Below are 25,246 nucleotides of genomic sequence, written 5' to 3'. Positions count from 1 at the left end.
ATATGAAAGAACGTATGAAAAAAGTGACAGCATTATGTCTGGCAGCGGCGCTTTCTGTCGGAACGGTACTTCCGGTACATGCGGAGACTGTACAGGATGCACAGAATGCAGTAGATCAGCTGCAGCAGCAAAAGGACAGTGTGCAGGCAGAGAAGACGACTGTTGAGACAGAGTTGAAAAAGATTGCAGAAGAGATGGAAAAGACACAGTCCAAGCTGGATGCAAAGCAGGCGGAGATCACAGAAGCAGAGGAAAATCTGGTGCAGGCTAAAGTAGAAGAAAATACACAGTACCAGAGTATGAAGATCCGCATCAAATATATGTACGAGAATGGAAATATGGAATTTATTGAAGTTCTTGCTGACAGTGAAAATATCAGTGATTTTTTGAATAAAACAGAGTATATTTCCAAGCTGTCTGAATATGATAGAGATAAGTTAAAAGAATTCCAGAAGACAGTAAAGGCAGTGGAAGAGCAGGAAGCGGCGCTGCAGAAAGAGTATGAGGAATTAAATACACTTCAGACGGATCTTGTGAACCAGCAGACACAGGCGCAGACATTGTTAAAAGAAAAGGATGTTCAGCTGGCAGATTTAAGCAGTCAGCTCGGCAGCAAGATGGAGACACTGCAGAAGCTGGTGGAGGAAGAGAAGAGACGCCAGGAAGAAGCGGCTGAGGCAGCAAGACAGCAGCAGTTACAGCAGCAAGAGCAGCAGAATCAGAATAATTCCAATAATAATACAGGCAGTGGTACAGGAGGCGGTTCCACAGTGACACCTCCGTCATCCGGCAATGTATCCAGCGGAAGTGGTTATTTCACACATCCGTGTCCGGGAATGAGTTACCAGTCCAGTTATTTTGGAGAAATCCGTGAGTTTGAAGTCGGCGGACACAAAGGAAACGATTATGCTGCGCCGACCGGAACACCTACATATGCCGCAGCAGCCGGTCGTGTGATCATCGCCGGATACAGCAGCAGCGCCGGTAACTGGGTAGTTATCGATCACGGAAACGGTCTGGTGACAAAATATATGCACCACAGCAGTATTTGTGTAAGTGCGGGACAGTATGTGGAAAGAGGCCAGCAGATTGGTGCGGTTGGTTCTACAGGACAGTCCACAGGACCACATCTGCATTTTCAGGTAGAGTTAAATAGAGTTGCAGTCAGTCCGGATCAGTATTTCTAAAATACCGAAAGTTGGTAACAGAGTATGAACAGACATAAAAGTTTTATAAAAGGGGCGCTCACAGGCGCCCTTATTATGTTATTTGCAGTAGGAGTCTGCACAAAGGTACCGGAGCTTTCCGGATTGCTTTTGCAAAAGGACAGTGTGACTGCCAAGCAGGAGCGGGCAGAGAAAAAGACCGAAGCAAAATTTAAAAAAATTGAAAAAATGATCGATCAGTATTATCTCTACAGTGATGATGTAAAGCAGGAGGATCTGGAAGATGCAGTGTATGCCGGATTTTTGAGTGCACTCAATGATCCGTATACGGTATATTACAATGAGGAAGAGACAAAAGAGATCAAAGAGAGCACCTCGGGAGAATATTCGGGGATCGGAGCCGCTATGATGCAGAATGTACAGACCGGGGAGATCACGATTACAACGGTCTATGAAGACAGTCCGGCAGAAAAGGCAGGGCTTTTAGAAGGAGATATCCTGTATCAGGTCGATGACCATAAGATCGAAGATCAGGATACGTCTGAGGTTGTATCCTGGATTAAAGGTGAAGAAGGAACAGAGGTGAAACTCTCCGTTTATCGAGGAGAAGACCGGGAAGAGCACACGCTGACAGCTGTGAGAGAAAAAATTCAGTCACAGACAGTCGAGCATGAGATGAAGGAAGATAAGATAGGATATATTTCTGTGCAGGGGTTTGAAGATGTGACTTACGAACAGTTCAAGTCCGCACTGGAAGATCTGGAAGCTCAGGGGATGGAAGGACTTGTTATCGATCTTCGGAATAATCCGGGAGGAAACCTGGATACTGTTGTAGAGATGCTGAAACTGATCCTTCCGGAAGGAAGAATCGTTTCTATTAAAGACAAATACGGGAATGAAGAAACCTACGACTGCGATGGAAAGCATGAATTTCAGAAACCATTGGCAGTGCTTGTAAATGGCTACAGTGCCAGCGCGTCAGAGATTTTTGCCGGTGCCGTAAAAGACTACGGAATTGGTACCCTTGTGGGAACCACGACGTACGGAAAGGGAATCGTGCAGGAATTATTTAGTTTTGAGGATGATACGATGATCAAGATCACGACGGCGGAGTATTTTACACCGAGTGGAGAAAACATCCATAAAAAAGGAATTCAGCCGGATGTGGAGGTAGAATATACCTACGATGCGGCGAATCCGACCAGTGACAATCAGCTGCAGAAGGCGCTGGATGTTGTAAAAAGTAAATGATAACAGGAAATGATGTGTCTGCAAAGCTGAAAAAGCAGCAGGAATGGGAGGGCTTATGCTTGGGGGAAAGAGATGTTATCTGTGTGGTGGAAAACTGGTAAACGGACGGTGCGTGGAATGCGGGCTTGATAATGAAAAAAACACAAAGAAAGTCTATCATCTTAATGAAAGCGTAAAGATGCAGGATTCACAGCCGCGTGATGCGGTGCAGAAGATCGGGAAGGGTCTGGCGATCGGAAGCGTAATCCTGCTTGTGGCAGCAGTTGGTGCCGTTGCACTGAACAGTTATTTCGAGGAACAAGAGAAGGGGCAGAGTCAGTCGGGAGAGGAATATGATGAATATCAGTTTGCAAAGAGACAGCTTTCTGAGACAGGCGAAGCATACGATGAAGTTCTTACCGGAGGATATTATGAGGTTGGCGTTCATATTCCAGAGGGAATTTATACAGTAGAGGCGCAGGATGGGGAAAGTGCGATTTATTTGATCGATGATGAGAATGGAATTTACATCTGGCAACAGATTGGAAATGACCCTGAAAATCCGAATCAGGCAGCTGTGATGGATGATCTGCGTTTATACGATGGAGCTCTTTTGGAAGTGAAAAGCGGGGCAGCACTTCAATTCCGTTCGGATTGTGCGCAGACAGAAAGGCTTCATGGAGAGACAAATCCACTGCAGGATTCAGTGCGAGTAGAAGTAGGACAGACAATGACTGCGGGGCGTGATTTTCCAGAGGGGCTTTATAATGTGAAGTCTGAACCGGACTGGAATGATCTTATGATGACACTTCCGGATTCATTTTTATCAGAATTTGCAGCAGATGAAGAACACAGAGTAGAGGTGATTTCGTTTGCACCAAAAGAATTGGAACTCAGTTATGAGAATGTACCGATTCCAAAAGGAACAGAAATACAGACAACAGGGGCGGCCGTTACGCTTGAGCCGAGTGAGAAAATTGGTTCTACTGATTATGGAGAGTTTTATAAAGAATAGACAAAAGAAAAATGCAGAGTACGGTCAGACTCTGCATTCCAGGATATAATCGTCCATGACATATCCGTTTCCAATATCCGCTACCTGTGAACGAACCGTCTCAAATCCAAGATGATGATAGACCGCAAGGGTATTCGTATTGTATTTGTTGCACGTAAGCCAGATGGAAGAGAGACCGCGTTTTTGACAGAGAGTTTTTAAATACTGGATCGTTTTTGTAGAGAGGTGTCGGTTTCGCGCCTCTTTTTTTAAATAGAGTTTGCTTAGAAACAGTGTAGTTTCTTCTTGATGAATCCCGCAGTACCCGCAAAACTCTGTATTGTCAAAAATCTGAAAATATTCATATCCGGTTTCCATCTGTTCTTTCAGGGCATGAAAAGACTGAAATTTTTCCAGCATATATTCTACCTGCTGTATGCCGATAATGGGAGTGAAGTGCTCATGCCAGATAACAGAAGCAAGATTGGAAATTTCCTGAATCTGTTTGTCAGTATGCACCGGAGTAAGTGAAAAATTCTGTTCCATTTTGAAAACCTCCTTTTCTTTGGAAAGAGTGAATAAGCTGACAGAATTGATTATACCACTTGACAGGAGTATTTTGTATTTGTTTCTTGTTTATAAAAAGTTTATAGAGTTCATAATTTTATTAGCACTCAACTGAAAAGAGTGCTAATTTTCTGTTGACTTTTAAAACATGGTGTACTAAAATACTTCATAGACAGAAGAAAACCCGCAGGACGGGTGAGTTTGTAAAGAAAGAGGAGTGTTTAGATATGGGAACAAAAAAAGGTAATTTATCTATCGACAGCGAGAATATATTTCCGATCATTAAAAAATGGGTATATTCTGACCATGATATTTTCATTCGTGAATTAGTGTCCAACGGATGCGATGCGATCACAAAATATAAAAAGCTGGATATGATGGGTGAGTGTGAGCTTCCCGATGATTATAAAGGAAAGATTCAGGTCATTGTCAATCCGGAAGAAAAGACGCTGAAGTTCATTGACAACGGGATCGGTATGACAGCAGAAGAAGTGGAAGAGTATATTACACAGATCGCATTTTCCGGTGCCACACAGTTTTTGGAGAAATATAAAGACAAGACGACAGAGGATGAAATGATCGGACATTTTGGTCTGGGATTCTATTCTGCGTTTATGGTAGCGGACGAAGTGCAGATTGATACGCTGTCTTATAAAGAGGGTGCAGCCGCAGTACACTGGGTAAGTGAAGGCGGTACAGAGTATGAGATGCAGGAAGGAAACCGTACAGAGGTTGGTACAGAGATTACATTATATCTGAACGAGGACAGTCTTGCATTTGCAAATGAATACCGTGCAAGAGAAGTGCTGGAAAAATACTGCTCATTCATGCCGGTAGAGATTTTCCTCTCCAAGGCCAATGCAGAGCCGGAGTATGAGACAATCGATGAGGCAGATGTTCTGGATACGGATGAAGTGGTAGAACATATTACAGAAGAGCCAAAAGAAGGTGAAGAAGGTGAGCCGAAACAGAAAGTTAAAATTGTAAAACGTCCGGTTTCCTTAAGCGATATTCATCCACTCTGGACAAAAAATCCGAGCGACTGCACAAAGGATGATTATATCGAGTTCTACAGAAAAGTATTTATGGATTACAAGGAGCCACTGTTCTGGATTCACCTGAATATGGATTATCCGTTTAATCTGAAAGGAATCCTGTACTTCCCGAAGATCAATACAGAGTATGATTCCATTGAAGGAAAGATCAAACTGTATAACAATCAGGTATTTATTGCAGATAACATCAAAGAAGTGATTCCGGAATTTTTGATGGTATTAAAAGGTGTGATCGACTGTCCGGATCTGCCTCTGAATGTATCCAGAAGTGCACTGCAGAATGATGGATTTGTAACAAAAGTTGCAGACTATATTTCTAAGAAGGTTGCAGACAAACTGAACGGTATGTTCAAAACAGACAGAGAAAATTATGAAAAATACTGGGATGATATCAGTCCGTTTATCAAGTTTGGATGTTTGAAAGATGAAAAATTCGGAGAAAAAGTAAAAGATTCGATGTTGTTTAAGAATCTTGACCACAAATATCTCACTCTGGAAGACTGTATCAAGGCCAATGGCGGAGAAACAGCAGAAGAGACAAAGGCAGAGGAGACAACGGATTCAGAAGAGACGAAAGAGACACCAAAGACTAATATTTTCTACGTGACGAATGAACAGCAGCAGAGTCAGTACATCAATATGTTCAAAGAGCAGGGGCAGGATGCAGTGATCCTGGCACATAATATTGATTCTGCATTCATTACCTATCTGGAGCAGAAGCATGACAATGTAAAATTCCAGAGAATCGATGCAGATGTTCATGAGTCTCTGAAAGCAGAAGTTGCAGAAGAAGAAAAAGAGACATTCCAGAAGAATGCAGACAGTCTGACAGAAATCTTCAGAAAAGTGCTGAATAATGAGAAACTGGATGTCAAAGTAGAAAAATTAAAAGATGAGAATATTGCTTCCATGGCCGTGTTGTCTGAAGAGTCTAGACGTATGGAAGAGATGATGAAGATGTATGGAATGGGTGGTATGGATACCGGTATGTTCGGCGGACAGGCGTCCTTGATCCTGAATGCAGATCATCCACTGGTGCAGTATGTGGTAGAGAACAAAGAAGGTGAGAATGTAGAGCTGATCTGTAAGCAGCTGTATGATCTGGCGCTGCTTGCCCACAAACCACTGAGTCCACAAGAGATGACAGCATTTGTACAGAGAAGTAATCAGATTATGATGCTTTTGACAAAATAAAAAAATATAGGGAGTCCGAAAAAGAAAGGGATTAGAACCATTTCTTTTTCGGACTCCCTTTTATATTGTTTAGAAAGCTTCGCTTCCCTGTCTTTGTCCCATCCGATGCCAGTTGATGAAACCGTAGATGTCATTTACGAAAAAGGCAATAAAATCACTTTGTAATCTTAAGAAAAACTTTCATAATTTTTAAGATTAAAATGTGGATCTGTCTTATATAATGATATTCGTTGAACTAAAATTACAGATTACAAAATTTCGAAATCCAGTCCTTTTTTCTGGAAAAACTTCTGTACCATGTTGTCCCAGGCGTGTTCCAGCGACTTGTCCATGGAGAAGGATTTGAAAGATGTACCGGTAATGCATTGAAGTCCGGTGGAATCATAGCGGAGATTCAAATAGAGTCCCTGGATGTCATCGGCATTCAGGCCGAGTTTATTCTGCTCGATAAGGCGGGCAATATTTTTCGGAGACAGACTGAATACAAAACGAAATCCAAGCGGAGTCTTTTTCCCTTTGATCAGGGAGAAGCAGTATTCCCGAAGCTGCTTCCAGTAAGCGTATTCAGGGAGTGTGCCCATTTGTTCCAGTTCTTCAGAAGTATAAAAGTTTTTTTGAATAAAACCGTCTATTTTGAACGTATTGAATGTCATGATCTCTCCTTCGATCAGAAGGAATGAATCGAAGGTGTCCATCAGAAGAAGATGAGACATACAGGCTTTGACATTCGTCAGTTTTAACGCGATCATAAGGATGTCCTCCTGATAAAAAATATAAGTATTGATTCCTCTATCATACCATAAAAAAGAGAAAAAAACACAGGCAAAAATATTGATTGTAAGAAAATTGTATAGTATCCTATTATAGACTGTATAGTCAAAAAGAAAGGATAACAGCATGAAAAAAGAAGAAAAGACAAAACAGACTTGTGAAAAAATTGTACATGCAGCTACGATCGAGTTTGGAAGCAGATCTTACGATGCGGTTTCGCTGAATGCGATATGCGGCAAGTATCAGATTGCAAAAGGGCTGATCTACCATAATTTTAAAAATAAGGATGAGCTATATCTGTACTGTGTGAAGAAAAGCTTCGAAAAGTTGATGAGTTATATGGAAGAAGGGAAAGAAGAGGCAAAAACAGCAAGGGAAGAAATCCGTATTTTTTTGGAGAGACGGGAAGTGTTTTTTGCTGAAAATCCGTATGACAGAAATATATTTTTTAATGTGATGTTATATCCGGCAGAGCATTTAAAAGAAGCACTTTTTGGTGTGATGGAAAGATATGATGCCTATATAAGAAAGCAATACCGACATTTGCTGTCCAAGATTCGTTTAAGAGAGGGAATCAGTATGGAAATGGCAGTAGAATATCTGAGTCTGTTTCAGAATATGTACAATGGATATTACCAGAATAAAGCAAGCCGTACAGGAGATTTTTCCCGATTTATAGAAGAACATAATCTGAAGATATCAGAGTTATTGGATATTATTTTATATGGAATCAGTACAGAAGAGAAGGGCAGTTAATATGGAAGAAATGAAATTTGAAGAATTGACAGAGTTGAAAGAACCGGAGAGGCTTTTAGAATCAGCGATGCCGTTTCAGAAGCTGATCATGCAGTATCAGTGTGCACTGCTGGAAGTTAAGACAAAATTTGAAGTGTTGAATCACGAATTATCGATCAATTCTGATCAGAATCCAATCTTATCAATTGAAAGCAGAATCAAGAAACCGATTAGTATCCTGGAGAAGATGAAAAGAAAAAATATAGAGATCAGTGTACAGGCTATAGAAGAAAATATCTGTGATATTGCAGGTATCCGTGTGATCTGCTGTTTTCCGAAAGATATCTATACGCTTGCGGAAAAAATATGTGAGCAGGATGATATCAGACTGATCGAGAGAAAGGACTATATCAAGAATCCAAAACCAAACGGTTACAGAAGTCTGCATCTGATTTTGGAAGTACCGGTATTTTTTATGAATGAGAAAAAACCGATGAAGGTAGAAGTGCAGATGCGTACGATCGCGATGGATTTTTGGGCAAGTATAGAACATAAACTGTATTATAAGAAACAGACGGACGGATTTCCGGATTCTGTTTCAGAAGATCTGGGAATCTGCGCAGAACAGCTCCATACGATCGACATGAAAATGCAAGAGATCAGCGAGAGAATCTATCATCAGGAACGTTGACTTTTAAGCATGGAAAACGTATTATAAAATAAGATAAGATGGTAAGAATAAGGGGACAAAAGATACGGATGAAGAGACAGAAAAAAAAGTATGTGATAATCGGAGCCGGTGCAGTCGCAGTGCTTGCTGCAGTTACCCTGATCGCGGAAGGAATCAGCTATTTTTCCGCTGAAACAGTGGACACGAAGGAGGGACTTGCGATCATAAAAGCGGCAGAAAAAGAAAATGTAAAGGATATTGAAAAAAAGATCAACAAGCTGGACACGAAAGACAAGCTGGAAAGTCAGGAAGCAAGTGGTGAGATCAACTATAAGAGCTTATTTTCCAGCTCGGTCGTGATGGGAGATTCGATTTCTGAGGCATTTACAGAGTATGATCTTTTGAATGCATCCAGTGTGGTTGCCAAGATCGGAGTAGAATTGGATGAGCTGGATGATCAGATAAAAACAGTGGCAGACATTAACCCTCAGGTTATTTTTCTTTCCTATGGGATGAATGACGTGATTGCAACAAATGGGGATACGGATTTATTTATCAAAGAGTATAAAGCAGTGATCGACCAGCTGCGTAAAAAATTGCCGGATACAACTTTGTATGTGAATTCTATCTTCCCGGTCAGTGCGGCGAAGCAGGAAGAAAAGCCTGTATTTCAGAAGATTCCGGAGTACAATGCGGCACTGCAGAAGATGTGTGATGAGAATCAGATTGCATTTTTAGATAATACTTCGTTGGTTTCAGATACTTATTATGAAGAGGATGGAATTCATTTCAAGGCGGATTTTTATCCAATCTGGCTCAAACGTATGGCGGAGGTAGCAACTTTATGACAGATAAGATAAAAAATCTCAAAAAAACAGTGGTGATCAAGTATGCACTGGTGGCAGTGATCGTTGTTTACGTGGCACTGTTACTGATTTTCACCAGCGGCAGTACGAAGAGCTTTGCTGCGGTAGAGAAAAAAGTAGAGGCATCTCTGGATACGAAGGCTATGAAAAAAGCAGGAGTGCAGGGGCTGAAGCGCTATTATGGGCTCAACAGTGCAGATTATGAAGGTGTAATGCTCTACACGGCAGAATCCAGTATGTCAGCACAGGAGATCTTACTGGTCAAAACAAAGACCACGGAACAGGCAGAAGAGGTAAAGGCAGCTGTAGAACAGCGCCGTGCGAACAGAAGGAATGACTTTGACGGTTATGCGCCTGACCAGGTGCAGCTTTTGGATGAAGCTCAGATTTCTGTAAGAGGGAAGTTCGTATTTTACGCAGTCTCTCCAAAAGCAGAGACTTATAAGTCTGTTTTTTCAAAAAGTTTATAGAAACGCAGGGGGAACAAAAGATGCTGTTTAGCAGTATAACATTTTTATTTGTATTTCTGCCGATTGTACTGGCAGTATATTTTCTTGTTCCGTATCGGTTCAAGAATCTGGTCATGCTGATCGCAAGCCTTTTCTTTTATGCATGGGGAGAGCCTGTTTATGTCATTTTGATGATTCTATCCATTTGTCTGAACTATGTGTGCGGTCTGGATATTGCCGAAAAGGCAGATGATGACAGAAAAAAACGAAACAGTCTGATTTTTGCGGTGGTTGTAAACCTGCTGCTTCTTGGCTTTTTCAAATATTACGGCTTTTTGATGGAATCCGTAAATGCAGTTCTTCCGTTTGATATTCCATACAGAGAACTGCCGCTTCCGATCGGGATTTCTTTTTATACATTTCAGGCGCTTTCCTACATTATCGATGTATATCGGGGGGAGGTAAAGCCGCAGAAAAAGCTGATGTATTTTGCACTTTATATTTCTATGTTCCCGCAGCTGATCGCAGGACCGATCGTGCGGTATGTGGATATTGAGGAGCAGTTGGAGCACAGATTTATGAACCTGACCAAGTTCGGACAGGGAGCCATGTATTTTATGCGGGGACTTGCCAAAAAGGTAATTCTTGCAAATACGACAGGAGCGGTTTTTGAGCAGATCGCAGCGATGCATCTGGGCAGCTATTCGGTGATGACTGCGTGGATCGGATGTATTTCTTATGCATTCCAGATTTATTTTGATTTCGGCGGATATTCGGATATGGCGATCGGTCTTGGAAAGATGTTCGGATTTGAGTTTTTGGAGAACTTCCATTACCCGTATGTATCTACGAGTGTGACAGAATTCTGGAGAAGATGGCATATATCTCTGAGCACTTGGTTCCGTGAGTATGTGTATATTCCACTGGGAGGAAACCGCAAAGGAGATTCCAGAACGATCACCAATCTTCTGATCGTCTGGATGCTGACCGGATTCTGGCATGGTGCGGCATGGAATTTTGTCGCATGGGGACTGTATTATGGAATTATATTGATTCTGGAAAAATTTGTATGGGGACAATATGTGGAAAAGTGGCCGGGTGCAGTACGGCATATTTATGCGATGGTGCTGATACTGATCGGATGGGTACTGTTCTTTAGCCCGTCACTTGGTTATGCCCTGAAGTATGTAGGTGTGATGTTTGGAATCGGTGCCAGCGGGCTTATGGACAAGCTGGGCTGGTTTTATCTGCTCTCCAACTGGCTGATCTATCTGATGGCAGTGCTGGGATCCTCCTCCATTGGATACAGACTGATGAGAAATATTCAGAGGGCTCCTGGAAGCAGAGTTGGAAAATATATAATGACAGGTGTGATGTATCTGGTCATGTTTGCACTTTCGCTGGCATTTCTGGTGACACAGTCATTTAATCCGTTTTTATATTTTAGATTTTAGGTGAGCATATGTCAGAAAGAAGAAAAACAAGGAAAAGAAAAAGAATCGAATATATGATCGGAATCGGATTCCTTATCTGTGTATTCGGGATCGGGATCATCAATCTGCTCCTTCCGTCAAAAAAAATCTCAGAAGAGGAAAACCGCGGATTGCAGCAAAAGCCAGAGCTTTCAGTCAGCGCGGTTACTTCCGGGAGCTATATGGATCAGTATGAGAAGTATCAGGCCGATCAGTTTATGGGAAGAAATATGTGGCGCAGTCTGAAAGTCGGATTCAGCAGACTGGCAGGAAGTAAAGAGGAAAATGGTGTTTTTATCGGGAAAAAAGGACAGCTTTTGGAAGACATTGCAGTTCCCGATCAGGATGTATTGAAAGCAAATATGAAAGCCATCCAGAGTTTTAGTCAGAAATATTCTGATATTCCGGTGAATATGCTGTTAGTTCCGGATGCGGCGAATATTTTAAGCGACAGGCTTCCGTTTACCGCTACAGTTGCCGATCAGAGCCAGTATATCGCACAGGTGAAAAAAGAACTGGGGGACAGTGTACAGTGGATCGATGCGGTAAAGCCATTGACCAGACACAGTGATGAGAAGATTTATTATAAAACAGACCATCACTGGACGGCAAAAGGGGCATACTACGTTTTTCAGGAAGCAGCCAGGACATTGAACCTGGAAGAACAGGAGACAGAATATGCTTCTTATCCGATCACAACGGATTTTAATGGTTCATTGGCATCTAAGAGCGGATGCCGTCTGAATGAGAAAGAGCAGATTGATATTTATGTACCAAAGACAGAAGACAATGATGTTGTCGTCAACTATGTGGATGAGCAGAAGAAAACAGCGTCTTTGTATGATTCATCGAAATTAAACAGCAGAGATAAATATGCAGTGTACCTGGGAGGCAACTTTTCTGTAGTGGATATCCGCACGGTATCGGAGAGCAATCGAAGACTTTTACTGATCAAAGATTCTTATGCGAATTCATTTGTTCCGTTCCTTACACCGTATTTCCGGGAGATCGTGATGGTAGATCCGAGGTATTATTCCGGTACGATCGGGGATATTATGGATACGTATGAAATTACAGATACATTGTTTTTATACAGTGCCAACATATTTCTACAGGACAATAATATAAGCGGGGTATTGAGCAGTGAATAATCGGATTTTGCAGGAATATCAAAAGACGAAGGAAGAGGTTCGCCTGAATAAATATTTAAGCGAAGCGGGGGTATGTTCCCGCAGAGAAGCGGACAGGCTGATCGAGAGCGGCCGGGTGAGTGTGGACGGAAAGCGTGCACAGACCGGAATGAAGATTGTTCCGGGGCAGGTCGTAAAAGTCGGAAAGAAAGTAGTTTCAAAGCAGGATGAGATGGTCGTGCTGGCAGTGAACAAACCGGCGGGAATCGTCTGTACAGAAGAGCGCAGGGAAAGAAACAGTATTGTGCGTTTTCTGGATTACCCGATCCGGATCACGTATGTAGGGCGTCTGGATAAGGACTCTAAAGGACTGCTTCTGATGACCAACAACGGTGATATCATCAATAAGATGATGCGTGCGGGAAACCGGCATGAGAAAGAATATAAGGTGACGGTGGATAAAGAAATCACGCAGGAGTTTCTGGAAAAAATGGCATCCGGTGTACCGATTTTAGATACGGTGACACGTCCGTGTAAAGTAGAAAAAATCGGAAAATATACATTTTCGATCATTTTGACACAGGGGCTGAACCGCCAGATACGCAGAATGTGTGAGGCACTTGGATATCAGGTGAGAGAGCTGATCCGGGTGAGGATCATGAATATCCATCTGGGGCGTCTGAAAGAGGGAGAATACCGGAAGCTGACAGATGCAGAATTGAATGAATTGTATGATCAGATTAAGGATTCTTCCAATGAAACTGTGATATAAAAAGTAAAGGGACTCTAAATATGGAAGCAAAAAAGAAAAGAATGCAGGAACTCGTAGAACTTCTGAACCGTGCCAGACGTGCATATGAGCAGGAAGACACGGAGATCATGAGCAACTATGAGTATGACAGATTATATGACGAACTGGAAGGACTGGAGCGGGAGCTGGGGACGACTCTTGCATCCAGTCCTACGGTTAATGTGGGATATGAGGTGCTCAGTGAGCTGCCGAAGGAGCGGCATGAAAAACCGATGCTCTCACTGGATAAGACAAAAGACGTGGAACAGCTGAAATCATTTTTAGGAGAGCAAAAGGCCGTGATCTCCTGGAAGATGGACGGACTGACGATCGTTCTGACATATCAGAACGGGCGGCTTCAAAAAGCGGTCACAAGAGGAAATGGAGAGGTGGGAGAAGTCATCACCAACAATGCGAAGGTATTTCGCAATCTTCCTCTTCAGATCCCGTATCAGGGAGAACTGATCCTGCGTGGGGAAGCCGTGATTGGATATAAGGATTTTGAGCGTATCAACGAGCAGATCGAGGATGTAGATGCAAGATATAAGAATCCGAGGAATCTGTGCAGTGGTTCGGTGCGTCAGCTGAACAATGAGATCACAGCGAGAAGAAATGTGAAGTTTTTTGCATTTACACTGGTAAAAGCAGATGGTGCAGAGTTTGAAAATTCGAGAATGCAGCAGTTAAGCTGGCTGGAAAAACAAGGATTTGAGGTGGTCGAGCATCATCTGGCTGACCGTGCATCCATCGAAGAGGAAGTTGCATGGTTTTCGGAGCAGATTGTGCACAATGATTTCCCGTCTGACGGACTGGTATTGGTATATGATGATATTGCCTATGGTCAGTCTCTTGGAACAACGGCTAAATTCCCGCGGGATTCCTATGCCTTTAAATGGGCGGATGAGATCAGAGAGACGACACTTCTGGAGATTGAGTGGAGTCCGTCAAGGACAGGCCTGATCAATCCGGTAGCGATCTTTGAACCGGTAGAGCTGGAAGGAACTACGGTAAGCCGTGCCAGTGTGCATAATATCAGCATTATGGAAGATCTGGAGCTTGGCGTAGGAGATGTCATTCAGGTGTATAAAGCCAACATGATCATTCCGCAGATTGCAGAAAATCTGACCAGAAGCGGTGTAAAAGATATCCCGCAAGTCTGTCCGGTCTGTGGCGGTGCGACAAAGATAAAGATGGAAAATGAGACAAAGACATTGTACTGTACGAATCCGGAGTGTCAGGCAAAGCATTTGAAATCTTTTGCATTGTTTGTCAGCAGGGATGCCATGAATATTGAAGGGCTCTCGGAGGCAACTCTGGAAAAGTTCATTGGAGAAGGATTTATCCGGGATTTTACAGATATTTATCATCTGGACAGATATGAAGAAACCATCAAAACACTGGAGGGGTTCGGAGAAAAATCCTATGCAAAACTGATCACAAGTGTGGAAAACTCCAGAAGTACGACTATGCCGAAAGTAATCTACAGCCTTGGAATCGCAAATATCGGACTTTCCAATGCAAAAATGATCTGCCGGGCATTTGACAATGATCCCCAGAGGATGATGCAGGCAACCGTGGAAGAACTGGTCGATATCCAGGGAGTAGGCGAAGTGATCGCCAGAACGTTTGTGGATTATTTTTCAGATGAAACACACAGAGATCTTTTCAAACGCCTCTTACAGGAGGTTAAGCTCCAGAAAGAAGAAGGAGAGGAAAGCGCACAGATTTTTGAAAATATGAATTTTGTGATTACAGGAAGCGTAGAACACTTTGCAAACCGCCGGGAAGTGAAAGAAATCATTGAATCCAGAGGGGGTAAAGTGACAGGAAGCGTGACCGGAAAGACGAATTATCTGATCAATAATGATGTGCAGTCTGCTTCTTCCAAGAATAAAAAGGCGAAAGAACTGAACGTTCCGATTATTTCTGAATCACAGTTTCTGGAAATGCTGGAAACAGGGACGGTTTAGAAAAAGTTAATTTGTAACTGCCGGTATTCTGTATTATAATGTGGACATACCCTCGGTGAATGTACAAAGGGCAAGTAACTGGAAAGAAGGGAAAGAACATGTCAGATAACGATTTTATTATCATAGATGAAGAAAAGGAGACTCCGGTCACCACAGAAGGAAAAGAGTCTTCCGCAAAAGAGGAACACGAGGATGAGTATGAGAAGATCTGCTTTATCTGCCATCGTCCGGAGAGCGTGACAGGAAAGATGATCGATCTGCCGAACCATATTACGGTGTGTCCGGATTGTATGCAGAAAAGTTTTGATGCCATGACAAACGGCTCGATTGATTACAGCAGACTGATGAATATGCCGGGTGTACAGTTCTTAAATCTGTCAGATCTGGAGAATATGGCTCCGCCAAAGACACAGAAGATCAAAAAGAAAAAAGAAAAGCCAAAAGAGTTCCAAAAACTGGATATTAAGAATATTCCGGCGCCGCACAAGATCAAAGGAAAGCTGGATGAGTATGTGGTAGGACAGGAGTATGCCAAGAAAGCGATGGCTGTTGCTGTTTACAACCACTATAAGAGGGTAGCGACAGATTCGGTCGATGATATTGAGATTGAAAAGTCCAATATGCTGATGATCGGACCGACAGGAAGTGGTAAGACATACCTTGTAAAGACACTTGCGAGACTGTTGGATGTACCGCTTGCGATCACAGATGCCACTTCCCTGACCGAGGCTGGTTATATCGGGGATGACATTGAGAGCGTCGTATCTAAATTACTGGCAGCAGCAGATAATGATGTAGAGAAAGCCGAGCAGGGAATCATCTTTATCGATGAGATTGACAAGATCGCGAAGAAGAGAAATTCCAGCCAGAGAGATGTAAGCGGAGAATCCGTACAGCAGGGACTCTTAAAGCTGTTGGAAGGCAGTGAGGTAGAGGTTCCGGTAGGAGCCAACAGCAAGAATGCCATGGTTCCTCTGACGACAGTAAATACGAAGAATATTCTGTTTATCTGCGGGGGTGCATTCCCGGATCTGGAAGGCATCATCAAGGAACGGCTGATGCATAAGACATCCATGGGATTTAATGCAGAGCTAAAAGATCAGTATGACAATGACAAGGATATCCTGTCTAAAGTAACGGTGGAAGATTTGCGCAATTTCGGTATGATTCCGGAATTTATCGGACGTCTTCCGATCATCTTTACACTGAAAGGTCTGGACAAGGATATGTATGTAAAGATCTTAAAAGAACCAAAGAATGCCATCTTAAAGCAGTATCAGAAGCTGCTTGCACTGGATGAAGTCAAGCTGGATTTTGATGATGGAGCGCTGGAGGCGATTGCGGAGAAGGCAATGAAGAAAGAGACCGGAGCAAGAGCACTGCGGGCGATTATCGAAGAGTTTATGCTGGATATCATGTATGAGATTCCAAAGGATGAGAACATCGGAGAGGTGACGATCACAAGATCTTACATAGAAGGAACCGGCGGTCCTCTGATCAGTCTTCGGGGACAGGAAGTGCCGAGATTGCCGTAGGAAAAGAAAGAGTATGAGAGAGTCTGGAAACAGACTCTCTTTTATTGCGGATTTGTGCAGAATTATGGTAAAAATTATGTAAAAACGTCATAAAATGTGGAAAATGTATTGAAAAAAGGCATTTAAAGGTGTATCCTTATAGATGTTTGACAAAAAGGGGGCACATTATGGACTACAAGTATTTACTAGATCTCGTAATTATTTTACTTTGTACAAAAGCGCTGGGGCTTTTGACAAGAAGGGTACAGATGCCGCAGGTCGTTGGCGCGCTTCTGGCCGGATTACTGTTGGGACCTGCCGGAGTCGGCATTCTGACAGAGACATCATTTCTGCAGTCTGTAGCGGAGATTGGTGTGATCGTTCTGATGTTCTGTGCAGGTATGGAGACAGATATCAAAGAACTGAAAGCATGCGGAAAGGCATCCTTTATCATTGCACTTTGTGGAGTACTGGTACCGCTTGCGGGTGGATTTGCTACGGCATATTTCTTCAATCGGCCGGGGATGATCGAGTCAGATGCATCAGCAAGTATTTTCCTGCAGAATATCTTTATCGGAGTAATTCTGACAGCAACTTCAGTCAGTATCACGGTGGAGACATTAAAAGAGCTTGGAAAGCTCAAAACCCGTTCCGGCAATGCAATCCTGGGAGCAGCGATCATTGATGATATTCTGGGAATTGTGGCGTTGACAATCGTGACAAGCATTTCAGACCCAAGCGTGAAAATTGGAATGGTCATGCTGAAGATTGTTGGATTCTTTGTATTTGCAGCAGTTGTAGGATTTATCTTCTACAAATTGTACAAGAACTGGGTGGACAAAGCCAATAAGGAGAAACATCGACACACGATCGTGGCATTTGTGTTCTGTCTTCTGATGGCATACATTGCAGAGGATGTTTTTGGAGTTGCAGATATTACAGGTGCGTTTATTGCCGGTCTGATCATTTCAAACGTACAGCGTTCTACTTATCTGGAGACAAAATTTGATACATTGTCTTATCTGCTTTTATCACCGGTATTTTTTGCAAGTATCGGGCTGAAAGTAGAGCTGCCGAAGATGTCTGCGGCGATTGTTGGATTTGCAGTAGCGCTGACGATTGTTGCAGTATTGACGAAGGTTGTTGGATGTGGGTTTGGTGCAAAAATCTGTCACTATAAGAATTATCAGGCAAAACGAATCGGAATCGGTATGATCTCGCGTGGAGAAGTAGCATTGATCGTAGCCAGCAAGGGCGCAGCACTGGGGCTGTTAGGTTCTGCATTTTTAGGGCCGATCATTATTGTTGTCGTGATCACGACAATTATTACACCAGTCTTTTTGAAGGTGGTATTTGCACCGGGCACGGCTCCGGTACCGGAACAGATTGTACCGGAATCAGAGCGTGTAAAGACAATTTACGAATCCAAAAAGAGAGAATGATTTTTTTGAGGGACGCGAGAAGGCGTCCCTTTTTGTTATAACTGACGCATAGCTTCGAATGTATTGTAAAGGTTTAACTGGCCGTATCCCCACTCTCGGTTCGGATATTTCATATCCGGGTTTCTGGTGGCGCCTAACGTCAGCAGACTTTTGATCAAAGCGGTACTCACGGATGGGATCTTTTTCTGCTGAAGGTGCCATTCCACAAGCAAAGCGGCTGCGCCTGCAGTGATGCCGACCGAGGTACTGGAACCGCTCCTGCTCTCAAACTGTCCGCCGGGAAGAGCACCGGTAATGCTGATTCCCGGGGCTGTAAAATCCGGTTTGACCTGCTCCGTACGAGTAAACCCTCTTCCGGAGGAAAGTGCAAGACCGTTGTTGAAAGAATCGTAATAGGAGACGGAGATCGGCTGTACGGAATCAGAAGGGGCAGTCAGTGTATAGTATGGATTGGAGTTTAAAAAATAAACTTCTCCGCTTAAAAATTCCCGCACAGGAAGCCAGATGTGGAATCGCCCGTCAATAATCTGGACGGGTTCTACCACAAGCTTCCAGATTCCGGGAGCAGCATCGGAAAAACGAAAATGAATCAGTTCCGAGGCTGTACTTTCTACAAACAGACGGTAGTCGATGTAGACTGTTGTATTTTCAAAAAGAAAATTGAAAGTTGTGCTTGTTCCCGCACGAATGGGAATGCGGGACGTACTCTCCCCAGACGGAGAGGTCAGGCTGATGGAGAGGATATTGGGGAGTTCGGTCCATAGCTCCATCACAAAACCGCTAGTATTTTCTCCGACACGGATTTCTACGGTCTTTGTATCAGAAGTATTCATGATCTCGCTGTAAAAGTGATGTCTCTGATCTGCTTCATTTCCGACCCCGATAACAGGAATCCGATTAGACAACAAGGTATACTGCTGGGCAATGATCGAGAGTGGGAGAGAGCCGGAGTGTCCGCCCAGATTGCTGCCAAGTGCCAGGCAGAAGATCAGAGGAAGTCCCAGTTTTTCGGCAAGCAGGTGGAGATAGCGCATACCAAGCATGATATCATTTTCCTGAAAAGCAGGGGCTGTATTGGGAATAAAATAGTAGTCTCTCAGATATTGTTTTGCCTGCTTTAACTTTACAACGGCAATTACAGATTCCGGCGCAGCACCGATAAACTGCGCATCGGGATCTCCGGAACCGGCAGCGATACTTGCGAGAAATGTTCCGTGTCCATTATTGTCCACACTTGGGACAAGGGAATACGGATCTTCCGAGGCAAGCGCTTCATTGATCATATCGGGTGTATAATGAGAGCCATAGTCAAAGGATTCCGGAGGGGTGCCGCTTTGGATCGTCTGATCCCAGATGCCTGCGATTCGAGTGGTTTTATCCAGATGTTGAAATACCGGATTTTGATAGTCGATTCCGGTATCCAGAAATCCGATCATAACCTGTTTTCCGCTTAATTGAATGGTGGAGTGGTTCTGGATCGGAAGGATTCCGGCCTGATTTAGCGCCTGCATACTGAGCAGGGAGTAGCATTTCGGAATCGAAAAATAAGAATAGTTTTCCAGCGATACAGGTTTTATTACAGATTTTGAAAGGTAAGCACATTGATAAAAAAAGCCGGGGTTTTGAAGACAGCAGTCTTTTTCAAGCATATCTTGAAGAAAGGGCATTCGGATGTCGGAGACAATAAAATCATGATAATCTTCAGAAAGAATTTTTTCCCGGCATAAGTCAGAGTATGGCATGAAATGATCTCCTGGATGTTTTTGAAAGTATATGCCGAAAGCTTCAAAATAAGAAGCGGAAAGAAGAAAACAGAAGAAATCTGGTTGAAGTTATGAACGTTTGGGGTATAATGTATATATGCACGAGAAATTCTGTTGAAAATAACAGATATGTGACAGAAAGGAGAAGAAAGATGAAATCTTTTTTTGAAGACTTAGGTAAAAAAATCGGTGAGACAACAGAAACTGTGACAAGTAAAGCAGGCGAGATGATGGAAATACAGCGATTGAGAGGACAGATCCGAACTCTGGAGCGCGGCAATGAGGCGGATATGCTGGAGATGGGGCGCTTTCTGTACGAGAAGTACCAGGCGGGAGAGGCGATGGACGAACAGGTACAGATGCTGTGTGAAAAAATCGATAACAGAACAGAAAGTATCGAGAGACATCAGGCAAAGATCGAGGAGATCAAAGGAACGAGTACTTGTGCAGAATGTGGAAAACAGGTAGCAAAAGAGATGGCATACTGTCCGTACTGCGGAGCGAAAAAAGAAGAAGACATTTGGGATGAAACGGAGGATGTGCTCAGGGAAAAGGCCGATCAGGCGGTTGAATTTGTAAAAGAAAAAACAACACAGGCAATGGATACAGTTGCAGAGAAGACAGAAGATGCAGCAGAGGTAGTTGTGGAAAAAACAGAGGACGCAGCAGAGGCTGCCTGTGAGCATGTCAAAGACCTTTCAGAGGCAGTGAAGGAAAAAGCAGAGGACGCAGCAGAAAAAATTAAAGAATTTACAGAAGAATAGAGGCAGAATATGAAAAATCTGTTTGGAGCAGGGGCAACGGCATTTCTGACGTGTCTGGATATGGCAGTCAAATCAGAAGTGGAAAAGTGGCCGGACGAGGAAGAAAAACCGTTTGCGGACAGCAAAAAGATCGTCCTTAGAAAAGTGCATAATAAGGGGATGTGTATGAGTCTTTTGAAAGAGTATCCTCAGTTTGTAAAGTACACATCTCTTGTTATGGCTGCAATTCTGACCGTCTGGGATATCTTGTGTCTGCGAAAAAAAGGCAGTTATTTGAAAAAAGCAGGGCTTTCACTTGGTGTGGCAGGTGCGTGGAGCAACACACTGGATCGCTGGATGCGGGGATATGTGGTGGATTATATCGGGTTTCAGACATCTGACGAGAAGCTGACAAAGATCACATACAATCTGGGAGATTTTTTTCTTGCGGCAGGAAGTATTCTGATTTTACTCAGTGAATTTTTGCATAATTTCAGGAAAGGAAGTGAGTAAAATGATCCAGGACATAGCACCGCATCAGTTTAAGAACGAATACAGGCCGGTTTCGCCGCAAAAGGACAGCATTGCATTGTATTATGAAGAACACACAGCATTGATGAGGCGGACACAGACGGGAATAGAGTTTCCAACATTTGGAGAACTGGAACGGTTGAACGAAGAGATTTATGAGAACAGTATTTATCTGTTTACAATTGATGAGAAGCAGTATTATCTGGTTGATAATCTGAACCGGGAGCCGCACTCTGAGTTTACAATGGAGAATACGGAGATTTTCAGGACAGCAGATCCTCAGTACAGCGCATTTGCGGGGATCACGGGATATCAGCTGTATCAATGGTATCAGACACGCAGATATTGTGGACGCTGTGGACATAAGATGCGTCATGATACAAAAGAGAGGATGCTTTTCTGTGAACACTGCAGAAATATGGAATTTCCGAAGATCTGTCCGGCTGTCATTGTTGGAGTGACAGACGGTAACCGGATCCTGATGTCCAAGTATGCAGGGCGAAGTTATAAAAAATATGCACTTCTTGCCGGATTTACAGAAATCGGAGAAACCGTGGAAGAAACAGTGGCGCGAGAAGTGATGGAAGAAGTCGGATTGAAGGTAAAGAATATCCGATACTATAAAAGTCAGCCATGGGCATTTAGTGATACCCTGTTGATGGGATTTTACTGTGATCTGGACGGTGACGCAGAAGTGACACTGGATGAAGAGGAACTGGCACTGGCGGAATGGTTTGAAAGAGACGAGATTCCGGTAGAGCCGTCCAGAGACAGTTTAACCAATGAAATGATCATAAAATTTAAACAAGGTGAAGTTTAGGAGGTAGCACAATGAGAGCAGAATTTGATGAAAGTCTGGTAACAGGAAACGAAATGATTGATTCCCAGCACAAGGAACTGATTGATAAGATTAACAAATTACTGGACAGCTGTGAGACAAGTAAAGATAAGGTGGTGTCTGTAAAAACACTGGATTATCTCGCAGATTACACAGAATTCCATTTTGGAGAAGAAGAAAAACTGCAGGAAGAGATTACATATCCGGGTGTGGAAAAGCACAAAGAAGAGCATGAAAAATTAAGACAGGTCGTAAGAGATCTCTACAATATGCTGGAAGAGGAAGAAGGGCCGTCTGCTGCATTTGTAGAAGCAGTGAATAAAAATGTGGTGGAATGGCTGTACAACCACATTAAGACATTTGACCGTTCTGTTGCAGAATACAAATTTATGCATGAAAACGGTGAGAGATTGTAAGAAAAAGATTGCGGATAAAAAGTGGCACAGCGGGAAACATCCCGTCTGTGCCTTTTGTCTGGATATTCTTTTTTATCATTTCATTTCCGCATACAGTTTGACCAGTTCGATCATCACCTCTACGGATTTATCCATGCCCTCAGCGGTAATGTGCTCAAATGGTCCGTGATATCCATGTCCACCGGTTCCAAGGTTTGGACAAGGCAGCCCCATAAAGCTTAAGCGAGCGCCATCTGTACCGCCGCGGATCGGAAGGATCAGAGGTGTGACATCTGCTGCAAGGCAGGCTTTTTTCGCATTTTCGATCAGATGCATGTTTCCATCTTTTATGATCTCTGCCATATTGCGGTACTGTTCATCAATGGTCAGTTTTACGGTGCCCAATCCCCATTTCAGATTCATCTGTTTGGAAATTTCTTTTAAGGTTTCCAGACGTGCGGCAAACTTGTCGGTATCGTGATCTCGGACAATGTAATGCAGTTTTGCGCAGGCTACATCGCCGGACATGCTTACAAGATGATAGAATCCCTCATAGTCCTCGGTATCCGCTGGAGTTTCTCCCTCAGGGAGGGCAGCGTTGATCTCCATTGCCACCAGGGCGGCATTGACCATCACATCTTTTGCAGATCCCGGGTGTACATTCACGCCTTTGATCTCAAAGATCGCATCTGCGGCATTGAAGTTCTCATACTGAATCTCACCTTCGGTGTCTCCGTCCATGGTGTAGGCAAAATCCGCATCAAATTTTTCGACATCAAAATGATCCGCTCCTCTGCCAACTTCCTCATCCGGAGTAAATCCGATCGAAATCTGACCATGTGGGATATTTTCAGTCAAAACCCGTTCTGCCATGGTCATGATCTCTGCAACTCCGGCCTTGTCGTCTGCACCGAGGATGGTATCTCCGTTGCTGGTGATCAAAGTACGACCTTTGAGATCCTTTAAATGCGGGAACATGGAGACAGAAAGAACCCGTCCGTCAGAACCGCCAAGAGGAAGGTCGCGTCCGTCATAGTTTTCAGTTACAACCGGAACGATCTTCTTGTCACAGAAGTCAGAAACAGTATCCAGATGTGCAATAAATCCGATCTTCGGACAATTTTCATATCCCGGCGTGGCAGGAATCTGTGCGTAGACATAGCATTTTTCATCCGTCCGTGCCTTTGGTAGTCCCAAATTGATGAACTCCCGGATCAGATCCTGTGCCAGGTCAAACTGGCAGGCAGAAGACGGTACGGTAGTGCTTGTCTCATCACTTGGGGTGCGTACAGTTACGTATTTTAAAAGTCGTTCATAAGCTCTCATAAATAAATCTCTCCTGTTTTGTTATAATGATCTGTGTTTATTATAATTCCTGAGAGGAAGAAAGAAAAGGCAGAAATGGAAAAAAATCAGAAAAGTAACTTGACAATCAAAGCTGGGAAATTCTATAATGAACGTTGTTCAGAATGGAGGTGCAGATTTGAATATGGCAGTTACATCAAGAGAGGAAATACTTGCAGTGTGCAGAGAGATTGTGGCAGAAGAAGGGCTTTCGTCCGTAAACATGAGGCTTGTGGCTTCCCGGTGCAACATTGCATTAGGATCCGTGTATAATTATTTTCCATCCAAATCGGAACTTTTACTTGCGACGATTGAAAGTGTATGGATGGATATCTTTCATATGAATGGACAGGTACTTGTATTTGAAAGCTTTACAGCATGTATTGCCTGGTTGTTTGATACGGTGTATAAAAGCAGTCAGAAGTATCCGGAGTTTTTTAATCTGCATTCCATGAGTTTTGCAGCAAAAGATAAAAATGAGGGAAGGAAAATGATGGAGATTTCCCTGATGCATTTGAAGAAAAATCTGGTTCAGATATTGACAGAGGACCAGAATGTGCGTGAGAATGCATTTGAAAATGAGCTGACTCCGGAAATTTTTGTGGAGTATGTGTTTACACTTCTGATGTCCATTCTTCTGGAAAAGCAGAAAAGCTGCGAACCACTTTTAACGATGATCGCACACAGTATCTATGAATCCCACTTTTAAAAAGTGGGAAATTTTAAACATAAATATGAACAATGTTCATATTAGAGAGGAGAACAAAATGAAAGTAAAAAAAAGAACATTACTGCTACTGGCCAGCATTGTCTGGCTGATTGCGGGGTTCAATATTATTCGAATTGGAATACTCAGCTATACGGGGCATGTGACAGTTGTGAATATTTTGCTCTCAGCGCTGGTTTTTGCTGTATTCTGGTCGATGGTATTTTATAAACTGGTGATCAGACATACCGACAGAATTCAAAACTACGAAGATGAGCTTCAGTTTTTCTGGCATTTTTTTGATAAGAAGTCATTTTTGATCATGGCATTTATGATGACTTTTGGAATTGGTCTTCGAGCCTCCCATTTTGCACCGGATGTGTTCATCGCTGTGTTTTATTCAGGATTGGGAATGGCACTGTTTCTGGCAGGAGTTCTGTTTGGAGTTCATTATTTTCAGCAGGAAAGAAAAGTAAGCAGATAGAAAAGGTGCAAGTATCTGTTTGTTTACGATTTTACGTAAATTAAAATAGATCATAAGGGCAGGATAGGAAGTGCCGCATTCTTTTAAAAGTTCTTTGTCTATGCCATCGACGTCCTGAAAAATTTTTGCTGTTTTACGACCTTCCCCGGAAAGCAGCAATGAGGTGATGGATGAAATCTGTCTGATCCGGAGAGGGAGCGGACATTTGTGGACAGCACAGCTTTTCCCTAAAATAATACCGACCGGTTTTTGGTTTAAGAGGGCAACTCTGGAAAAGGTCTGATTTGTAAGGCAGCTGCACAGGAAAATCTTTGCCAGCTTTCTGGAGGTTTTTGTGCTGCAAAAGTCATCATAATGCCAGGTTTTCTCCTGTAAAATGTTTTGACAATGGACAGGATAAAGTATACAGTTAGTGTAAAGTCAAGAG

The 25,246-nt window shown here is 43.0% G+C and carries 24 protein-coding genes; 20 read left to right on the top strand and 4 right to left on the bottom strand.

Translation table 11 applies throughout. The features are described from left to right. Window positions 1–2: 2 nt before the first annotated feature. From FXV78_RS02095 to FXV78_RS02085, 3 genes are read left to right on the top strand one after another with little or no spacing between them, the layout of a single operon-like run. Window positions 3–1,187, top strand: a complete 1,185-nt coding sequence (locus FXV78_RS02095; protein ID WP_004840133.1) for a murein hydrolase activator EnvC family protein — start codon at window positions 3–5, stop codon at window positions 1,185–1,187. 24 nt (window positions 1,188–1,211) lie between these two features. After that, window positions 1,212–2,417: a S41 family peptidase gene (locus FXV78_RS02090; protein ID WP_004840134.1), complete on the top strand. Its 1,206-nt coding sequence runs from the start codon at window positions 1,212–1,214 to the stop codon at window positions 2,415–2,417. A 55-nt stretch (window positions 2,418–2,472) separates the two neighbouring features. After that, on the top strand, window positions 2,473–3,411 hold the full coding sequence (locus FXV78_RS02085; protein ID WP_009244882.1) for a hypothetical protein: 939 nt from the start codon (window positions 2,473–2,475) through the stop codon (window positions 3,409–3,411). 24 nt (window positions 3,412–3,435) lie between these two features. Here FXV78_RS02085 and FXV78_RS02080 read toward each other — a convergent pair whose 3' ends face one another. Continuing rightward, window positions 3,436–3,936 (bottom strand): GNAT family N-acetyltransferase, encoded by a 501-nt coding sequence (locus FXV78_RS02080; protein WP_004840137.1) that lies wholly within the window; start codon window positions 3,934–3,936, stop codon window positions 3,436–3,438. A 248-nt stretch (window positions 3,937–4,184) separates the two neighbouring features. Here FXV78_RS02080 and htpG point away from each other — a divergent pair, with 248 nt between their 5' ends. Further along, window positions 4,185–6,206: a molecular chaperone HtpG gene (gene htpG / locus FXV78_RS02075; RefSeq protein WP_023923909.1), complete on the top strand. Its 2,022-nt coding sequence runs from the start codon at window positions 4,185–4,187 to the stop codon at window positions 6,204–6,206. A 248-nt stretch (window positions 6,207–6,454) separates the two neighbouring features. Here the strand turns inward: htpG and FXV78_RS02070 are convergent, their stop codons facing one another. Next, window positions 6,455–6,955 (bottom strand): DUF5721 family protein, encoded by a 501-nt coding sequence (locus FXV78_RS02070; protein ID WP_009244880.1) that lies wholly within the window; start codon window positions 6,953–6,955, stop codon window positions 6,455–6,457. Window positions 6,956–7,103: 148 nt separating this feature from the next. Between FXV78_RS02070 and FXV78_RS02065 the strand changes: the two genes are divergently transcribed. From FXV78_RS02065 to FXV78_RS02020, 10 genes are all read left to right on the top strand, one after another. After that, window positions 7,104–7,733, top strand: coding sequence for a TetR/AcrR family transcriptional regulator (locus FXV78_RS02065; protein ID WP_004840141.1), 630 nt, complete (start codon window positions 7,104–7,106; stop codon window positions 7,731–7,733). Between the two features lies 1 nt (window position 7,734). Next, window positions 7,735–8,403, top strand: a complete 669-nt coding sequence (locus FXV78_RS02060; protein ID WP_009244879.1) for a GTP pyrophosphokinase — start codon at window positions 7,735–7,737, stop codon at window positions 8,401–8,403. 68 nt (window positions 8,404–8,471) lie between these two features. Next, window positions 8,472–9,230 (top strand): GDSL-type esterase/lipase family protein, encoded by a 759-nt coding sequence (locus FXV78_RS02055; RefSeq protein ID WP_009244878.1) that lies wholly within the window; start codon window positions 8,472–8,474, stop codon window positions 9,228–9,230. Continuing rightward, a complete protein-coding gene (locus FXV78_RS02050) occupies window positions 9,227–9,718 on the top strand; it encodes a DUF4358 domain-containing protein (RefSeq protein ID WP_004840145.1) in 492 nt (163 codons plus the stop codon). The genes FXV78_RS02055 and FXV78_RS02050 overlap by 4 nt, the downstream gene beginning before the upstream one ends. 20 nt (window positions 9,719–9,738) lie before the next feature. Beyond that, window positions 9,739–11,151 carry an MBOAT family O-acyltransferase gene (locus tag FXV78_RS02045; protein WP_004840146.1) on the top strand — a complete coding sequence of 471 codons (1,413 nt, stop codon included), beginning with the start codon at window positions 9,739–9,741 and terminating at the stop codon, window positions 11,149–11,151. 8 nt (window positions 11,152–11,159) lie between these two features. Then, a complete protein-coding gene (locus tag FXV78_RS02040; RefSeq protein ID WP_004840147.1) occupies window positions 11,160–12,320 on the top strand; it encodes a DHHW family protein in 1,161 nt (386 codons plus the stop codon). Beyond that, the gene (rluF, locus tag FXV78_RS02035) at window positions 12,313–13,071 is read left to right on the top strand and encodes a 23S rRNA pseudouridine(2604) synthase RluF (protein ID WP_004840148.1); all 759 of its coding nucleotides are present in this window, start codon (window positions 12,313–12,315) and stop codon (window positions 13,069–13,071) included. The genes FXV78_RS02040 and rluF overlap by 8 nt, the downstream gene beginning before the upstream one ends. A gap of 20 nt (window positions 13,072–13,091) precedes the next feature. After that, on the top strand, window positions 13,092–15,059 hold the full coding sequence (gene ligA / locus FXV78_RS02030) for an NAD-dependent DNA ligase LigA (RefSeq protein WP_004840149.1): 1,968 nt from the start codon (window positions 13,092–13,094) through the stop codon (window positions 15,057–15,059). 98 nt (window positions 15,060–15,157) lie between these two features. After that, window positions 15,158–16,594 carry an ATP-dependent Clp protease ATP-binding subunit ClpX gene (clpX, locus tag FXV78_RS02025; RefSeq protein WP_039959122.1) on the top strand — a complete coding sequence of 479 codons (1,437 nt, stop codon included), beginning with the start codon at window positions 15,158–15,160 and terminating at the stop codon, window positions 16,592–16,594. Between the two features lie 167 nt (window positions 16,595–16,761). Beyond that, window positions 16,762–18,015, top strand: coding sequence for a cation:proton antiporter (locus FXV78_RS02020; protein WP_004840151.1), 1,254 nt, complete (start codon window positions 16,762–16,764; stop codon window positions 18,013–18,015). A 35-nt stretch (window positions 18,016–18,050) separates the two neighbouring features. On the opposite strand, the gene FXV78_RS02015 is transcribed toward FXV78_RS02020, so the two are convergent. Then, on the bottom strand, window positions 18,051–19,757 hold the full coding sequence (locus FXV78_RS02015) for a S8 family peptidase (RefSeq protein WP_004840152.1): 1,707 nt from the start codon (window positions 19,755–19,757) through the stop codon (window positions 18,051–18,053). A 173-nt stretch (window positions 19,758–19,930) separates the two neighbouring features. Between FXV78_RS02015 and FXV78_RS02010 the strand changes: the two genes are divergently transcribed. From FXV78_RS02010 to FXV78_RS01995, 4 genes are read left to right on the top strand one after another with little or no spacing between them, the layout of a single operon-like run. After that, on the top strand, window positions 19,931–20,542 hold the full coding sequence (locus tag FXV78_RS02010; protein ID WP_039959124.1) for a zinc-ribbon domain-containing protein: 612 nt from the start codon (window positions 19,931–19,933) through the stop codon (window positions 20,540–20,542). Between the two features lie 9 nt (window positions 20,543–20,551). After that, a complete protein-coding gene (locus FXV78_RS02005) occupies window positions 20,552–21,034 on the top strand; it encodes a signal peptidase II (protein WP_004840155.1) in 483 nt (160 codons plus the stop codon). A 1-nt stretch (window position 21,035) separates the two neighbouring features. After that, complete coding sequence (nudC, locus tag FXV78_RS02000; protein WP_004840156.1) at window positions 21,036–21,872, top strand: NAD(+) diphosphatase; 837 nt, start codon at window positions 21,036–21,038, stop codon at window positions 21,870–21,872. An 11-nt stretch (window positions 21,873–21,883) separates the two neighbouring features. Beyond that, window positions 21,884–22,306: a bacteriohemerythrin gene (locus tag FXV78_RS01995; protein WP_004840157.1), complete on the top strand. Its 423-nt coding sequence runs from the start codon at window positions 21,884–21,886 to the stop codon at window positions 22,304–22,306. Between the two features lie 75 nt (window positions 22,307–22,381). On the opposite strand, the gene pepT is transcribed toward FXV78_RS01995, so the two are convergent. After that, window positions 22,382–23,611, bottom strand: a complete 1,230-nt coding sequence (pepT, locus tag FXV78_RS01990; protein ID WP_004840159.1) for a peptidase T — start codon at window positions 23,609–23,611, stop codon at window positions 22,382–22,384. Between the two features lie 127 nt (window positions 23,612–23,738). Here pepT and FXV78_RS01985 point away from each other — a divergent pair, with 127 nt between their 5' ends. Both FXV78_RS01985 and FXV78_RS01980 read left to right on the top strand, forming a co-directional pair. After that, window positions 23,739–24,338, top strand: a complete 600-nt coding sequence (locus tag FXV78_RS01985) for a TetR/AcrR family transcriptional regulator (protein WP_004840160.1) — start codon at window positions 23,739–23,741, stop codon at window positions 24,336–24,338. A 58-nt stretch (window positions 24,339–24,396) separates the two neighbouring features. Then, window positions 24,397–24,819 (top strand): hypothetical protein, encoded by a 423-nt coding sequence (locus FXV78_RS01980; RefSeq protein ID WP_022037294.1) that lies wholly within the window; start codon window positions 24,397–24,399, stop codon window positions 24,817–24,819. Window positions 24,820–25,246: the final 427 nt, after the last annotated feature.

The sequence above is a fragment of the Mediterraneibacter gnavus ATCC 29149 genome, assembly GCF_008121495.1.
GTDB lineage: Bacteria > Bacillota > Clostridia > Lachnospirales > Lachnospiraceae > Mediterraneibacter > Mediterraneibacter gnavus.
The sequence above is the reverse complement of the archived record's forward strand: the minus strand, read 5'-3'. Positions and strand labels throughout refer to the sequence as shown.

Bases quoted from the DNA above. Each gene is read 5' to 3' on its own strand.
- FXV78_RS02095 (WP_004840133.1), top strand. From the start codon at position 3: ATGAAAGAACGTATGAAAAAAGTGACAGCATTATGTCTGGCAGCGGCG.
- FXV78_RS02090 (WP_004840134.1), top strand. From the start codon at position 1,212: ATGAACAGACATAAAAGTTTTATAAAAGGGGCGCTCACAGGCGCCCTT.
- FXV78_RS02085 (WP_009244882.1), top strand. From the start codon at position 2,473: ATGCTTGGGGGAAAGAGATGTTATCTGTGTGGTGGAAAACTGGTAAAC.
- FXV78_RS02080 (WP_004840137.1), bottom strand. From the start codon at position 3,936: ATGGAACAGAATTTTTCACTTACTCCGGTGCATACTGACAAACAGATT.
- htpG (WP_023923909.1), top strand. From the start codon at position 4,185: ATGGGAACAAAAAAAGGTAATTTATCTATCGACAGCGAGAATATATTT.
- FXV78_RS02070 (WP_009244880.1), bottom strand. From the start codon at position 6,955: ATGATCGCGTTAAAACTGACGAATGTCAAAGCCTGTATGTCTCATCTT.
- FXV78_RS02065 (WP_004840141.1), top strand. From the start codon at position 7,104: ATGAAAAAAGAAGAAAAGACAAAACAGACTTGTGAAAAAATTGTACAT.
- FXV78_RS02060 (WP_009244879.1), top strand. From the start codon at position 7,735: ATGGAAGAAATGAAATTTGAAGAATTGACAGAGTTGAAAGAACCGGAG.
- FXV78_RS02055 (WP_009244878.1), top strand. From the start codon at position 8,472: ATGAAGAGACAGAAAAAAAAGTATGTGATAATCGGAGCCGGTGCAGTC.
- FXV78_RS02050 (WP_004840145.1), top strand. From the start codon at position 9,227: ATGACAGATAAGATAAAAAATCTCAAAAAAACAGTGGTGATCAAGTAT.
- FXV78_RS02045 (WP_004840146.1), top strand. From the start codon at position 9,739: ATGCTGTTTAGCAGTATAACATTTTTATTTGTATTTCTGCCGATTGTA.
- FXV78_RS02040 (WP_004840147.1), top strand. From the start codon at position 11,160: ATGTCAGAAAGAAGAAAAACAAGGAAAAGAAAAAGAATCGAATATATG.
- ligA (WP_004840149.1), top strand. From the start codon at position 13,092: ATGGAAGCAAAAAAGAAAAGAATGCAGGAACTCGTAGAACTTCTGAAC.
- clpX (WP_039959122.1), top strand. From the start codon at position 15,158: ATGTCAGATAACGATTTTATTATCATAGATGAAGAAAAGGAGACTCCG.
- FXV78_RS02020 (WP_004840151.1), top strand. From the start codon at position 16,762: ATGGACTACAAGTATTTACTAGATCTCGTAATTATTTTACTTTGTACA.
- FXV78_RS02015 (WP_004840152.1), bottom strand. From the start codon at position 19,757: ATGCCATACTCTGACTTATGCCGGGAAAAAATTCTTTCTGAAGATTAT.
- FXV78_RS02010 (WP_039959124.1), top strand. From the start codon at position 19,931: ATGAAATCTTTTTTTGAAGACTTAGGTAAAAAAATCGGTGAGACAACA.
- FXV78_RS02005 (WP_004840155.1), top strand. From the start codon at position 20,552: ATGAAAAATCTGTTTGGAGCAGGGGCAACGGCATTTCTGACGTGTCTG.
- nudC (WP_004840156.1), top strand. From the start codon at position 21,036: ATGATCCAGGACATAGCACCGCATCAGTTTAAGAACGAATACAGGCCG.
- FXV78_RS01995 (WP_004840157.1), top strand. From the start codon at position 21,884: ATGAGAGCAGAATTTGATGAAAGTCTGGTAACAGGAAACGAAATGATT.
- pepT (WP_004840159.1), bottom strand. From the start codon at position 23,611: ATGAGAGCTTATGAACGACTTTTAAAATACGTAACTGTACGCACCCCA.
- FXV78_RS01985 (WP_004840160.1), top strand. From the start codon at position 23,739: ATGAACGTTGTTCAGAATGGAGGTGCAGATTTGAATATGGCAGTTACA.
- FXV78_RS01980 (WP_022037294.1), top strand. From the start codon at position 24,397: ATGAAAGTAAAAAAAAGAACATTACTGCTACTGGCCAGCATTGTCTGG.